Source organism: Affinundibacterium seohonense, from assembly GCF_014284305.1.
GTDB classification, from domain to species: domain Bacteria; phylum Pseudomonadota; class Gammaproteobacteria; order Burkholderiales; family Burkholderiaceae_D; genus Undibacterium; species Undibacterium seohonense.
In genome coordinates, this window is record NZ_JACOFW010000030.1 from 17,055 (window position 1) to 31,168 (window position 14,114).

Below are 14,114 nucleotides of genomic sequence, written 5' to 3' on the forward strand. Positions count from 1 at the left end.
CGATAACCACAATAAGCAACACGATCGATACACCAGTCATTATTATCCTCCTTGCTGCAAGAATCGGACTTCCTTATCCGATTCTTGCGAATGTCGCGCGGTACTGAATATCAATTGTAAAGTGTGCCCGTGTTAATCACCGGCTGAGTCTCTTTATCCGAACACAACACCACCAGCAAATTACTCACCATAGCCGCTTTGCGCTCATCGTCGAGTTCAACAATTTTCCTCGCAGACAGACCTAATAGTGCCTCCTCAACCATGGTCACAGCGCCATGCACGATCTTTTTGCGGGCACTGATAATGGCCTCAGCCTGTTGACGGCGTAGCATCACTTGGGCGATTTCTTGGGCATAGGCCAAGTGCGTTAACTTCGCATCTTCAACATCAATACCTGCCGCCACAAACCGATTGTGTAGCTCTTGTCGCATCGCATTCGCAACGACATCCATACCCGCCCGTAAAGTGGTTTCACCTGCTGCCAAATCCTCGCCATCATCATAGGCGTATTGCGCGGCCAAGTGACGCAAGGCCGCCTCTGCCTGCACGTGGACGAACCGTTCAAAATCATCAACATTAAACACTGCCAAGGCCGTCTCTTCTACCCGCCAGACGATCGCTGCGCCAATTTCTACTGGATTTCCACGCTTATCATTCACTTTGAGTGGTGGCGTATTTAAGGTGCGGGCACGCAAACTGAGCTTACGTTTGGTATATAAAAAATTCGCCCAGCGCAATCCTTCGCTACGATCCGTGCCTTTGTATTGTCCAAACAAAGAAAGTAAAGCGGCTTCGTTAGGTTGCAACATATACAGGCCAGCAAAAATCATCGTCCCTACCACATTGAGCAACAAGATCGCCAACACCCCCAATATCTGTGGCGCGCTAACCGTCAGCAGCAGATAAATACCGGCCACATGCAATAACACACCACAACCAAGCATCAAATAGCCATCCATTGATTGTAGTTGGCGTTCCTGTATGTCTTTGCGCACAATCGCTTTTCTGGCAATTTGCCTTGCGCCTGATTTTTCTGCCTGCGTTTCGCTGTTCATTTTATTCTCCATAAAAAATCTTCCACAAATGTTAGACCGTCAATACGGATCAACTTCCTCAACCACTGAAATCAAAGTGATATCACTTTAGGATCACTTGAAATCAATGTCAAGACTTTTTGTAAAATTTTTCAAGCTATGACAACCACCAAAATTGGCAGTTCAGGTAAGATGCGCCGACATAGCAGAACTCCTTCGCCCTCAATGAAAACCAAAATACGTAGCGAACTTGCCAAGCTTTGGCAAATCGCCTGGCCTGTGCTAATTGGGCAACTCGCCACCGTTGGCATGTCAGTTGCTGACGTTGCCATGGCAGGCCATTTCAGTGCTCAAGATTTAGCAGCAGTCGCGCTAGGCGCCTCCCTTTGGTCGATTATTTTGGTCACCGTAATGGGAATCATGATTTCCATTAATGCCGTGGTATCACATGAAGTGGGTGCTGGTGCTTTCGACAAGATCCCGCACATCATGCGTCAATCGATGTGCATGGCCTTTGGCATTGGCATGATCGCTTGCCTTTTATTAAATCTTTCCACGGCCGTATTTGATTACTTACAACTTGAGCCTTTCGTGCAACAAAAGGCAACCGAATTCGTACGCGTGATCAGTATCGGCATGCCGGCATTCGCCATGTACCGCGCGCTCTACAGCTACACGACCAGCCTAAATGAAACCAAGCCAGTCATGATGATTGCGATCGTTGGACTCATCTTTAACATCATCGTTAATTACCTCTTTATTTATGGCAAATTTGGTTTGCCGCAATTAGGCTCGACGGGCTGCGCACTGGCGACCGGTGTCGCGATGTGGCTGATGCTGGGTGTGATGTTATGGTGGATGCGTCGTGCCCCAGTATATCGCCAGACATATCCATTCACCCATCGAGAAGCGCCAAAATGGAGCGAAATCCGCTCAATGCTGAGAATTGGTTTGCCTATAGGTGTCACTTACTTCGCTGAAGTTTCTGCGTTCTGTGCAGTTGGCTTACTGGTCGCTCGCTTTGGTGTGGTGGCAATTTCGGCTAACCAGATCGCGCTCAATTTCTCCTCCCTTATTTTTATGGTGCCCATGAGCCTAGGGATTGCATTGACGACTCGCGTCGGTCAAACTTTGGGCGAAGGTGATGTAGTTCGAGCTCGCTTTGTCTCATGGACCGGCGTTGGACTCTCCTTAGTCATTGCGGTCTTTTCTGCCACCTTAATGACGCTCTTCCGTCATCAGGTCGCTGCGGCGTACACCTCAGATCCAGCGGTTCAAGAAGTCGCGGCAAACTTACTGTTGTTAGCAGCCATTTTTCAATTGTCGGATGCTGCCCAAGTCACCTTGTCTTGCGCCTTACGCGGCTACAAAGTGACTCGCGTGCCGATGTTCATCCATATCATGGCGTTTTACGGATTTGCCCTGCCTATCGGTTTAGCATTAGGTTTAGCACCTGACTGGATGCCTTGGCACCCTGCTAAACCTATGGAGGCTAGCGGTTTTTGGATAGGCTTGGTTTTGGGTCTGACGGTCGCGGCAATTTTGCTTGCCATCTTCTTACATAGACTTTCCAGCACTCGAATCGCCTATCACTTAAATGCAGAAGAATAATGCCTTCTCTCGGTATGATGCGCCTGAATAAGTCGCACCAAAAAGCACATAGTGTAAAATGTCGGATTCATTCCCATAATCTTTCTATTTGCGCAATCAACATGTTGCGCATTTATTTCTGAGCAAAGTTCATCATGAGTCTTCAATGCGGCATCGTCGGCCTACCTAATGTCGGCAAATCCACGCTTTTTAATGCTTTGACTAAAGCAGGTATCCCAGCGGAAAACTATCCTTTCTGTACGATTGAACCAAATGTTGGTGTGGTTGAAGTTCCAGACCCGCGCTTGAAACAGCTATCAGAAATCGTCAAACCAGAACGCGTCCAAAACGCGATCGTTGAGTTTGTCGATATCGCTGGTTTGGTCGCCGGCGCATCCAAAGGTGAAGGCTTAGGCAATCAGTTTTTAGCCCACATTCGCGAAACCGACGCGATCGTCAATGTTGTTCGCTGTTTTGAAGATGACAATGTCATTCACGTCGCAGGCAAAGTCAGTCCGCTCGACGACATCGAAGTGATTCAAACCGAATTATGCCTAGCCGACATGGGCTCGGTAGAAAAAGCCATCCATCGCGAAAATAAAAAAGCGCGCTCGGGCGACAAAGATGCAATGAAACTCGTCACCCTGCTCGAAAAAATCATGCCAGGCTTAAATGATGCCAAGCCAATTCGCGCCATGGGTTTAGACAAAGAAGAAATGGCACTCATCAAACCGATGTGTTTGATCACGGCTAAGCCAGCCATGTACGTCGCCAACGTCTCTGACCATGGCTTCACGAACAACCCATTGCTGGATCAATTAACGACTTACGCAGCATCACAAAATGCACCTATCGTCGCCATCTGCGCTTCTATCGAATCTGAAATTGCCGATTTAGAAGATGCCGATAAAACTGAATTTCTGGCAGACATGGGCATGGAAGAACCTGGCTTAGATCGCCTGATTCGCGCGGCATTTAAACTCCTAGGCTTACAAACCTATTTCACGGCTGGCGTCAAAGAAGTACGCGCCTGGACGATCCATGTCGGCGACACAGCACCGCAAGCTGCTGGCGTGATTCACACCGATTTCGAACGCGGCTTCATCCGCGCCCAAACCATTGCGTTTGATGACTACATCACCCACAAAGGCGAGGCTGGCGCCAAAGAAGCAGGCAAAATGCGCGCTGAGGGTAAAGAATATGTGGTGAAAGATGGGGATGTTTTGAATTTCTTGTTTAATGTTTAAATAACATCTAAGTCATACTAGTTCTGTCAGAGAAGGGTCACGAGTTACGCGACCCTTTTTTCTTGAAAAATTTAGAATCCAAACACTTCCGACGAAATCGACACGAACTCAATTCCGTTCGACGTCATGTTGCATCTTCCCTTATGGTTCAGCACAGCGAGAATTTCACTTGATCTGATTAGACATCCTAAGGAATCGTAGCCATTGGTCGTGCTTTTACCATTAGCATCGGTTGTGCTCTCTATCCGCCCTGCTAGATCGTAGGTGCTGCTGGTGCTGGTGCCATCGGCGGCGATGGTCTTCACCAAACGATTTAGGACATCGTATTCGTAACGGGTGGTTCGGCGTTGACGATCGGTGGTGGAGCAGGGAATTGGCAAAGCACCGCTTTGCCCCTGCGCAACGATCTCGCCTTACAAGGCGAGATTCCTTACACCCACTTTTGCAGTGGCGCTTACAAAGGGGTTGGTTTTTGCTTTATCACCGAAGGTGATCTGTTGTGATGGTTTTGTTGGTGGCGCATCCGTTGCGATGTTGAGGCTGATGTCGCTGACCGACGCAAAAGCGGGCTCGTAAAACAGCATCGCTGCCATGATGGCAGCGATTATGCGGTGGTTTGTTGAGTGTTTGGTTTTGATGGGGTAAACCTGTAAATTTACCGTTCATTCTGAATGTTAGGATGTAATAGTTTGACTCCGTTCTGCGCATGATCCCGTTCTGCGCATCTTTGTACTTTTAGTCTGCTAGCCTTCTGCTTGGCCCAATATCTCTGCCGACAGCTTTACCTGTGATTGCCATTTTCTACGCGATTCTGCATCGTCAAAAGGAAGACTCTGAATTTCTTGATGAAGGCAACTCAATTCCTTTTTTAAAGCCCGCAGAGTTTCTACAGGCTGTTTTTTGATCTGCTGCAACACGGCGGAAAAAGGATAATACTCTGCGGATAGTCGGTTTTTTGCACGAAACAAAGCACTCTCTGTCGTTGCCTCAATTAGTGTGTGGGTTTGATCGACCTTCAGTCCTATACGGCCTCGAAGCAACTGCTTATCGAAGCAAACCATTGCATGTAAAAATTCTCCGACCGCTTCGTTCCGAGCAGAAAAAAGACCAAATCTTGAATGATCTATTTCTAACGAATCAAGGATGTTGTCAAGGGAGCCAAGAAGACTAGAGTTCGGCACCTGCGCTTGCATTTCAATCCTGCTTGTGGCTACTAAAGCGGACGTTGCTACTTCGGGCCTTAAATTTAGAGGAATGCTTTTTACATAGTCGCCAACTCTATTGTCCCATTCGTCGAACTGAGAATTCGTCCAACCGTTCTCGTATGGGAGCCAGATCGATTCTGATTTATCGAGAAGCCGTCCCCTGAGATAACTCAGCAATGATGCCGGTGCCTCGGCCTCTGAGATTTTTGCATATACAGTGGAGAGCAAATTATTCCAGATTTTTATATCGATCCTTTTGATCTTCATACCATATCCTTAGAAACACATATCAATGAACGCATCAGTCAAGAAGTGCGCTAACCCGACAAATCCACTTATTAGCTCGACTCCGCCTTTATTATCTCCAAGAGCATCCAAGATACGTTGCTTTTCTTTTGGCTTGAATTCCTTTCCAAAAACAACGGCAATACTTCCGTGTGTTTCTCTACCAGATTTAATTTGTGCTATTAGCCGGTCGAAGGCTTCGGAAGCTGCTTTCGGCACTTTCTACTTCACTTCAAGCAATTGCGTTCTGTCCTTCAGATCCAGCAAGAAATCAATCTTTCGATTGCCTCCGCTTCCTGAAACCGGAACATGTTTTTTTAGATCCCCTTTAAAACATTGACGGATCATTTCCTGCACCCGTCGCTCAACGACTCTTCCAAGCGCGCGAACTGCCGCCCCACCGGCTTGTTTTCCTGTTTGAAACGCAACTTGAGCCCTTGTGGCGAAGCCGGCCACTATGTTGCTGGCTACGCCGCCAACGTCCATCAATCCCATTTGCCCACTTGGATCCGTCACATTAATGGGATCGTTATTTGCATAGACATAATCATGCAATGTAATGGGTTGAGCCATTGACCCGGAATGCGTGTCCATTCCATTGAACCGGCCTACCGCCGTGTCATACCACCTGGCGCGGTTGTACTGCAGCTGGATCGTATCATCGAAATATTCCCCAGTATACCGATAAGCATTGTCAGATGCCCCGCTATGACCCTCCACAGTCCCAAACGCATCATACACATAGGCATCTGTGGTAATGCCCGCTGCATCCGTCAACGCCTTAACACTACCCAAACCATCGGCATGATAATAGCTGTTTTGTCCTGCCCTGCTTTGTGCAATTAAACCGTTACCCCAGACATAGTTAGTGATAGTGCTGTTCGCACCCAATGTGACGGTTTCTTGCAGGCTTTGTGCATAGGTATAGCTGCGGTCAACTAGGTAGTTTGTGATTTTGTCTGGATTGCCGTTTTGCCCTGGTTCGACTTTTTGCGTGCGATTGCCATCAAGGTCGTAGCTGTATTGCGCTACCGTGATGGCAGTGGCTTCGCTCGTGCCTTGTTTGACGGCAGTCAAGCGTTGGTCGCTATTCCACGCATAGAACGTGGTTTGGCTTTCGCCTAGTGTTTTGCTTTTGAGGTTGCCGTTGCTGTCCCATGTGTAGCTGATGCTGCTTTGGGTGCTGCCTACGGTTTTTGTCTCTTGCGTGAACCTGTTCCTCAGAAACTCCCTACAGCACGGCATTTTTTGCTACGATGCTGCGCTTGCCTGTGTTGGGCTACTTACGGTGATATCTGATTATGCTGCGTGAAAAATTATTCTTAAGTATGGCTTCTTTAATGTTGTCATTGCTCGCCAGTTTGGCTTGCTTGCCTTTGTTCGCAGCAATCTTTCAAAATCGGGCGATAGCAGGTCAATTTGGGACTGCGGTCATTTTTTTATTGCCGGTGCTCAGTCTAAGCTTGTTATGGCGTGCAAATCCTGCTTCACATTATGATTTGCGCCGTTTTTGTTTTTTAGGCTGGGCGACTTTGCTATGTTTGATTGGCGTCAGCAATTTTGTGCTGGTGCAAGATCAAGCAAATTCGAACAACACAGTATTGATGGTAGGAATCGTTTGTGCAGCGATTAGCATGCATGCCGCTAAAAAAGCCCAAAAACTTGCATCTCGTTGATACCTGCATCCTTCCAATATCAAAGCGAATACTCGCCTAAACATGTTCAAATAAAGACAAAACTTAAACTTTTTTTCTCCTTAGCAATAAATTCTCCGTATTTCGGCTATCATTTTCACTAGTTCGTTTCAAAAATTCTTCGTATTCAACACAAGCTCTGCCTCATGTGCAGCTTTGTCACGGGAGTTGTTCGATGGAGATGCGGGTACTAGTTATTGATGACTCACAGATTAATGTGACGCTTCTCTGTCGTTTGCTCGAAAAAATCGAGCACTGCTCTTCCGTTGATTTTCTGGATCCTGAATCAGCGCTACATTGGTGCGTTAAGGAAGCGCCTGATTTGGTACTGGTTGATTACATGATGCCCAATATGAATGGCATTGAATTCATTCGACAATTCCGTAATTTGCCACATTGCCAGGACATCCCAGTCCTCATGATTACTGCCAATGATGAGGTGGCATTGCGTTATCAGGCACTCGAAGTCGGTGCCAATGATTTTTTGATCAAACCCGTCGACAAAATAGAATTTCTCGCCCGTACCAAAAATATGCTGGCCTTACGGCGTCATCAGCGTTTACTAGAAAATCGTGCCGCTTGGCTGGATGCGGAGGTGCAAAAAGCCACCGCAGAAATTCGGGCGCGTGAACAAGAAACCATATTGCGACTATCAAAAGCAGCGGATTCACGTGATCCAGAAACTGGCGCTCACATCGTCCGCATGGCAAATTACTCACGTCTAATCGCCCAAAATCTCAATTTGCCAGAAGCCGTTCAACAAATGATCCTGGAAGCTGCGCCCATGCATGACATTGGTAAAGTTGGGATCCCTGATCACATTTTGCTGAAGCCAGGAAAACTATCTGTCGATGAATTTTCCATCATGAAAACACACGCGAGACTGGGTTTCCAGATTCTCGATGGAAGCGCGTCGGAAACCTTGCAAATGGGCGCGGAAATCGCCTTGGCACATCACGAAAAATTTGACGGCAGTGGCTATCCACAAGGTTTAGTAGGCTCCGCTATTCCACTATCGGCGCGCATCGTTGCTGTGGCCGATGTGTTCGACGCGCTCACTTCAGAACGACCATACAAACAAGCTTGGGACATTGAGCGAGCAGTCAATTTTTTGAGAGAAGGTAGCGGTCAACATTTTGACCCGCTATGTGTGAATGCGTTTCTGCAAAATTTTTCTGAAGTTTTGGCAATCAAGGAGCGCTACCAGGAAGACCAAGATGATGTAGAAAATTTTGGTGCGTTCTAATTTATCGTCCAGCAGTACCCCGACAAGACTATCGCAAAGGAAACGCAAGATGAAAATCGCCCAAATCGTATTGAAAGATTTACCTGCTGATTTAAACAAGCTATCCGAGCTGACCAAGATCGATCCGCAATTAGTATTGATTTTTGGATGCGTGGAACACTTCACGACGCCAGATTTCAGCTCCAAACTCGCTGACTATTTTCCCGCAGCGCAAAGGGTCGGGTGTACCACCGCAGGAGAAATTTCCGCGGTGGGTGTGAGCGACCAAACGACAGTGGTGACCGCGGTCCACTTTTCGAACACCCAATTTGTGGTTGCCACCGCGCCCATCGACAGTATGGAAGAATCGTTTGATGCCGGTCAGGCTTTAGCAGCACAATTGCAGGATAAGGATTTGCGCGCCGTACTAGTGCTGGGTCAAGGCGTCAGCATCAATGGCAGTGCGATGATCGAAGGCATGGTGAACGTACTAGGGAACTCTCTTCCAATCACCGGTGGCTTGGCTGCGGATGCTGGCGCTTTCGTCAAAACCTATACGTTGTCGAATGCAGGCGTATCAACCTCACACCTAGTCGGAGTCGGATTTTCAGGCGAAAAATTAATTTTCTCGCACGGCAGCTTTGGCGGTTGGAAACCATTTGGCCCGACCCGCAAGGTCACTCGTTGTATCGGCAATATTCTGTATGAACTAGATGGAGAACCAGCCTTAGAAGTCTATAAGCGCTACCTCGGCGATTACGCCAAAGATTTGCCTGGCTCTGGGCTCTTGTTTCCATTCGAAATGCTCAGTGATGCCCGCGAGTCACTCGGACAAATTCGTACCATTCTGGGGATCAATGAAGACGATGGCAGTTTGGTACTAGCTGGCGTCATTAATCCTGATGGTTATCTGCGCTTGATGCACGCCCACACCAACGATCTGGTCGATGGCGCGGAAACGGCTGCGAATGCGACACTCGAAGGCACTGGTGAACGCGATGGTCAAGCTTTGGGCTTACTAGTCAGTTGCGTCGGTCGCAAGCTTGTTATGGGTGGCCGTGTCGATGAAGAAGTCGAGGCAGTACAAGAAATATTAGGTGATGACGCCACCCTATGCGGCTTCTATTCGAATGGCGAAATTTGCCCTGGCTATCGATTGGAAGCGTGTAGCTTGCATAACCAGACTATGACCATTACTTATCTTGCCGAAAGTCTGTAATGTCTCACAAACTGTCCTTGCGCCAATACAAACGTCTGCTTGGTATCCAAGGCGAAGAGCAACTCGCGAGCGTATTAGACGAATTTGAAAACTTGGATGAAAACAGCGGGCTGAGCAGCGCAGCTCGCACCGCGCTAAAGGGCATGCGACAGTTTTTGAATCAAGTCGATGAAGCTTATGATCAAGCAGATCGTGACCTCGATCTTGGCAAGCGCAGTCTGGAATTAAGTTCCGAAGAATTAATGAATGCCAACCGTAGCTTGCGCCAAGAATCCGAAATGCGTCAGCAAGTCATGCAGACCTTGCGCCACACCACCAATGAAGTGTTGGCGCAATTAGGGAAACGCTTAGACGACGAAGATAGTCTAGAGAATCTCAGCACGCTATTGGCGGGTCTCGTTGGCGACATATTAGCCACCAGAAGTGAATTACAAACGGCATTGAATGCGGTCGAAAATCAACAATTCGCACTAGATCAACATGCGATCGTCAGCATTACCAATGCACGAGGCGACTTGATTTACGCCAATGACAAATTCTGTGAAATCAGCCAATACCCACGCGACGAACTGCTAGGTTTCAATCATCGTATTGTCAATTCAGGATTACATTCACGAGAATTTTTCGCCGCTATGTGGCAAACCATTTCGTCAGGAAAAGTTTGGCATGGCGATATTCGTAATCGGTCCAAGGAAGGCAATATGTACTGGACCAATGCGACGATCGTACCGTTTTTGGATGCCGACAAAAAACCTTACCAATACATTTCCATTCGAACCGATATCACACAAGAACGTTTACTCAAAGAAGAAATAGAGACTAGTAAACGGCTATTGCAAAATGTGATGAACACGTTAGGAGAAGGCGTCTACACATTAGATGCCGAAGGCAACTGCACCTTCGTCAATCCAGAGGCAGAAAAAATACTAGGTTGGACTCTATCGGAGCTGTCCGGCAAAAGCTTACATCATTTAATTCATTCGCAAACAATCGATGGCCAATCGGTCGCTCGAGAGCATTGTCCAATTAGTTTAGCGGTCGATTCTGGACAAGTGTTTCGCTCCGATCAAGAGTATTTCCAACATCGGTCTGGGCGATTATTTCCGGTTGCTATCGTGGCGTCGCCGATCTTCGAAGATGGCAATATCGTCGGTTCAGTGGCGGCCTTCCAAGACATCACTGCCCGACATGCCGCAGATGCAGCCTTGCGTGAAAGTGAAAACAAACAACGAATGATGTTGGATAACGCCGCCGATGCGGTGTTTGTTGCCGATCGCCATGAGCAATGGATTTACGTCAACGACCTTGCCTTGAGCATGTTAGGTTTTAGCCGTGAAGACATCATCGGCACCAGCATCTATGCGCTCTTGCCAGAAAATTTTAGAGAGCTATCAAAAGCTACGTTTAGCGAACGCTTGCAACGTGAAAAGTTGATACGTCAAGAAATTCGGCTATTGAAAAAAGATGGCGGACAAGTGCCCGTAGAAATGAATGCAGCGCTACTGCCAGACGGTAGTATTTATGGTTCCTGCCGCGACATCACCAGTCGCAAAGAATTTGAAGCCGCCTTAATCCGCGCAAAAATTGGTGCAGAAGAAGCGAGCAAAGCGAAGAGTGAATTCCTCGCGACAATGAGTCATGAAATTCGCACCCCCATGAATGGCATTATTGGCATGACGGAATTAACGCTCGATACCCAACTCGCGCCCCAACAACGAGAATATCTGGAGTTGGTTAAAGTTTCCTCTAATTCCCTACTAGGTATCATCAACGACATCCTCGATTTTTCCAAGATAGAATCCGGAAAAATGATACTGGAAAAAATTGAGTTCCCAATCCGAGAACTGATTGCCACCATGTTGAAAGCATCGGCTATTCGCGCCGAACAGAAGAACATTGAGCTAGTCTATCAAATCGATCCTGAGTTACCCGAAGTACTTATTGGCGATCCTGGCAAACTGCGTCAAGTACTCAATAATTTACTGGTCAACGCGATCAAATTTAGCGAGCGCGGTGCAATCACGATTGAAGTGAACTTAGTCGAACTACATGACACTGAAGCTCGGCTGCACTTCTCAGTGACAGATCAGGGAATTGGCATCGCACGTGAAAAACTCGACCATATTTTTCAGCCATTTAGCCAGGCCGACGCGTCCACCACCAGAAAATATGGCGGTACTGGATTGGGACTATCCATCTCGTCCCGCCTGGTCCAATGCATGCATGGTGAATTAGGTGTCGATAGTCAGGAGGGGCAAGGTAGCTGTTTCTATTTTTCTGCCGATTTCGGCGTTAGCACCGCCAATGCCATTGCCTTACCCGGCATGCAATTACAAGGGCTTTCCGCTTTAGTCGTCGATGACAACGCCATTAATCAACAATACATACGCGATACTCTGCTGAAGTGGCAAATGAACGTCACCGTCGCCAGCAGTGCTCAAGAGGCCCTAAACGCTTTACACCGCAGTGCCGCGATATCGCAGCATTACGACTTGATCTTATTGGATGCCTGCATGCCTGAAGTCGATGGCTTTAGTTTGGCACAGCAACTGATCAAAGAAAAACTGCTCGGTAACGGCAAAATGCTAATGCTATCGTCTGCTGCCTCAATCGATGACGCACAAAAATGTGAAACCATAGGGATTAATGGCTACGTCCGCAAACCCATCAGTCAGAGCGAATTACAAGTGGCAATCGATGCGGTATTCCATGGCGTTGCAACTGGCGCCGTGCATTATATCAATTTGATTGGACCAGAGGGCTCAACAAAACTGAAACCTTTGCGTGTCTTGGTTGCAGAAGACAATCCTATCAACCAAAAACTGGCCGCTAGCTTACTCGACAAATGGGGCTATCAGCATGAGCTTGCGGAAAATGGTCGCATTGCCGTCGAAAAATATCATCAGAATTCCTATGACGTTATTCTGATGGATATGCAAATGCCAGAAATGGGAGGTATCGAAGCTACCCAAATCATTCGTAGTCTAGAAAGCGACGATCAGCATATTCCTATCATTGCGATGACTGCGAATGCCATGCAAGGTGACCGCGAGCGTTGCTTGGAGGCAGGGATGGATTATTACTTATCCAAACCCATTAAATCCGATGCACTCAAGGACATCTTGAGTCTGCTATCCATTCAAGAAACCGACAACAAAACCAACATGGTTAGTTCGAATCTGGTATCAGACGAGGGTAAACTAGCCACCAATAATCTGGAACATACCGCGTTTGATTTTGCAACAGCCATGCTCGAAGGCGATGAGGAAGTGATACAAATCATTACACCGATGTTCTTGGACGGTTGTGACAAACAGCTTGATGAAATTCAAACCGCGATCCAAAGCAATAATGCAGAACTACTGCATCGCAGCGCGCATACATTCAAAGGCCTGGTGGGAAACTTCAATGCCAGACCACTAGAGCAACTGTCGAAAGCATTGGAACTCAAAGGCAAACAAGCTGACTTCACCGATGTGGCCGTTTTATTTGAACAAATTCAGCAATTAATGCCGTCTCTGAAGGCGGCATTGATCGACTATTTAGCAGAAAAGAATCGCTGACCGCATATTGTTTATGTTTGAGCACCCTACTTCGATGACTTGAAGAATGTGGTGGGAGACTGTCCAAAGGTTCTTTTGAACATGGCAGAAAAAGCCGACTGGCTAGCGTAGCCTAACTCGGCCGCAACCACAGACAATGGGAGTCCGCGCGCCATGAGAGGCGCTGCGCGAGCTAAACGCATTTGCTGTCGCCACAAGCCAAAACTCATTTGCACTTCGGTTTGAAATAAACGCGCCAGAGTCCGCTCCGAGGCGCCAACTTGCTTAGATAGATCGGCCAAACTCTGATTCGATGCGGGATCAGCGATTAAGATTTCACACAAGCTACGCAAACGACTGTCGCGCGGCATCGGTACATTTAGCGGTAACGGTGCTGCATACGCTAATTCGTCTAATAGACAAGCAGACAGATGCATCTCACGTTCGACTTGATGCGGATCGTCATTGAGTTCGATATTCGTCAGTGCTCGCACCAATTCGCGCATCAGCTCAGAAACTTCTAGTACGACACAGTCTTCACCAGCGATCGGTGCCAGTGATGAGTCCACGTAAATCGCACGCAGTTGAGCGCGTTCTAAAGTGCGTACTTCGTGCACCATTAGCGGCGGAATCCAGATGGCCCGCAGCGGTGGCACAAACCAAGTTTGATGATTCGCGTTGACCTGCACCGCACCATTCAATGCATACGTCACTTGCCCCCACGGATGTTGATGCGCTCGCAATAACTCATCCGCCTCAAGATCACGGGCAACGACCCGTAAAGGTCGAGCAACACTAGGTGCCAAACTAGCCGGCGGCGCGCCAGTGTGGGTAAGCGGAACTTGTGACATCACTAACACCTCAAAAATACGTCAACGATTTGGCATAAACAAGATAAATTATGACTGATCATCTTAAAACAGACTAGCAATTATTCCTTACACTGTAGCTTCACAATTCAATTTTTACTTTGATTTCGCGATGTTGAGCTAGGAACTTAACTTAATGCTTTATCGAGAATCGAATCTCGATAATTCCGAAAGCCTCAAAGGAAAATTCCTGATGAATCCCAT

The 14,114-nt window shown here is 47.5% G+C and carries 13 protein-coding genes; 6 read left to right on the forward strand and 7 right to left on the reverse strand.

Annotation, left to right across the window (positions count from 1 at the left end; genetic code table 11):
* Positions 1 to 110: 110 nt before the first annotated feature.
* Entirely contained in the window at positions 111 to 1,055 is a 945-nt protein-coding gene (locus tag H8K52_RS18350) for an SPFH domain-containing protein (RefSeq protein ID WP_246464678.1), read from the reverse strand.
* 204 nt (positions 1,056 to 1,259) lie between these two features.
* Here H8K52_RS18350 and H8K52_RS18355 point away from each other — a divergent pair, with 204 nt between their 5' ends.
* Together H8K52_RS18355 and ychF are read left to right on the forward strand one after the other, a co-directional pair.
* Positions 1,260 to 2,645: an MATE family efflux transporter gene (locus H8K52_RS18355; RefSeq protein WP_186924362.1), complete on the forward strand. Its 1,386-nt coding sequence runs from the start codon at positions 1,260 to 1,262 to the stop codon at positions 2,643 to 2,645.
* 134 nt (positions 2,646 to 2,779) lie between these two features.
* Positions 2,780 to 3,871 (forward strand): redox-regulated ATPase YchF, encoded by a 1,092-nt coding sequence (gene ychF / locus H8K52_RS18360; RefSeq protein WP_186924363.1) that lies wholly within the window; start codon positions 2,780 to 2,782, stop codon positions 3,869 to 3,871.
* A 71-nt stretch (positions 3,872 to 3,942) separates the two neighbouring features.
* On the opposite strand, the gene H8K52_RS18365 is transcribed toward ychF, so the two are convergent.
* From H8K52_RS18365 to H8K52_RS18385, 5 genes are all read right to left on the reverse strand, one after another.
* A complete protein-coding gene (locus H8K52_RS18365) occupies positions 3,943 to 4,251 on the reverse strand; it encodes an RHS repeat domain-containing protein (protein WP_186924364.1) in 309 nt (102 codons plus the stop codon).
* Positions 4,252 to 4,284: 33 nt separating this feature from the next.
* Complete coding sequence (locus H8K52_RS18370; protein WP_186924365.1) at positions 4,285 to 4,464, reverse strand: hypothetical protein; 180 nt, start codon at positions 4,462 to 4,464, stop codon at positions 4,285 to 4,287.
* A 150-nt stretch (positions 4,465 to 4,614) separates the two neighbouring features.
* Positions 4,615 to 5,343 (reverse strand): hypothetical protein, encoded by a 729-nt coding sequence (locus H8K52_RS18375; RefSeq protein WP_186924366.1) that lies wholly within the window; start codon positions 5,341 to 5,343, stop codon positions 4,615 to 4,617.
* A 9-nt stretch (positions 5,344 to 5,352) separates the two neighbouring features.
* Complete coding sequence (locus tag H8K52_RS18380; protein ID WP_186924367.1) at positions 5,353 to 5,580, reverse strand: hypothetical protein; 228 nt, start codon at positions 5,578 to 5,580, stop codon at positions 5,353 to 5,355.
* 3 nt (positions 5,581 to 5,583) lie between these two features.
* Positions 5,584 to 6,606 carry an RHS repeat-associated core domain-containing protein gene (locus H8K52_RS18385; RefSeq protein WP_186924368.1) on the reverse strand — a complete coding sequence of 341 codons (1,023 nt, stop codon included), beginning with the start codon at positions 6,604 to 6,606 and terminating at the stop codon, positions 5,584 to 5,586.
* A gap of 95 nt (positions 6,607 to 6,701) precedes the next feature.
* Here H8K52_RS18385 and H8K52_RS18390 point away from each other — a divergent pair, with 95 nt between their 5' ends.
* The 4 genes from H8K52_RS18390 (at position 6,702) to H8K52_RS18405 (ending at position 13,062) form a co-directional block, all read left to right on the forward strand.
* The gene (locus H8K52_RS18390) at positions 6,702 to 7,037 is read left to right on the forward strand and encodes a hypothetical protein (RefSeq protein ID WP_222613840.1); all 336 of its coding nucleotides are present in this window, start codon (positions 6,702 to 6,704) and stop codon (positions 7,035 to 7,037) included.
* A 193-nt stretch (positions 7,038 to 7,230) separates the two neighbouring features.
* The gene (locus tag H8K52_RS18395) at positions 7,231 to 8,301 is read left to right on the forward strand and encodes an HD domain-containing phosphohydrolase (RefSeq protein ID WP_343044249.1); all 1,071 of its coding nucleotides are present in this window, start codon (positions 7,231 to 7,233) and stop codon (positions 8,299 to 8,301) included.
* A gap of 49 nt (positions 8,302 to 8,350) precedes the next feature.
* Positions 8,351 to 9,499, forward strand: coding sequence for an FIST signal transduction protein (locus H8K52_RS18400; protein WP_186924370.1), 1,149 nt, complete (start codon positions 8,351 to 8,353; stop codon positions 9,497 to 9,499).
* Entirely contained in the window at positions 9,499 to 13,062 is a 3,564-nt protein-coding gene (locus H8K52_RS18405) for a PAS domain S-box protein (RefSeq protein WP_186924371.1), read from the forward strand. The genes H8K52_RS18400 and H8K52_RS18405 overlap by 1 nt, the downstream gene beginning before the upstream one ends.
* 26 nt (positions 13,063 to 13,088) lie before the next feature.
* On the opposite strand, the gene H8K52_RS18410 is transcribed toward H8K52_RS18405, so the two are convergent.
* Positions 13,089 to 13,892: an AraC family transcriptional regulator gene (locus H8K52_RS18410; RefSeq protein WP_186924372.1), complete on the reverse strand. Its 804-nt coding sequence runs from the start codon at positions 13,890 to 13,892 to the stop codon at positions 13,089 to 13,091.
* Positions 13,893 to 14,114 lie beyond the last annotated feature (222 nt).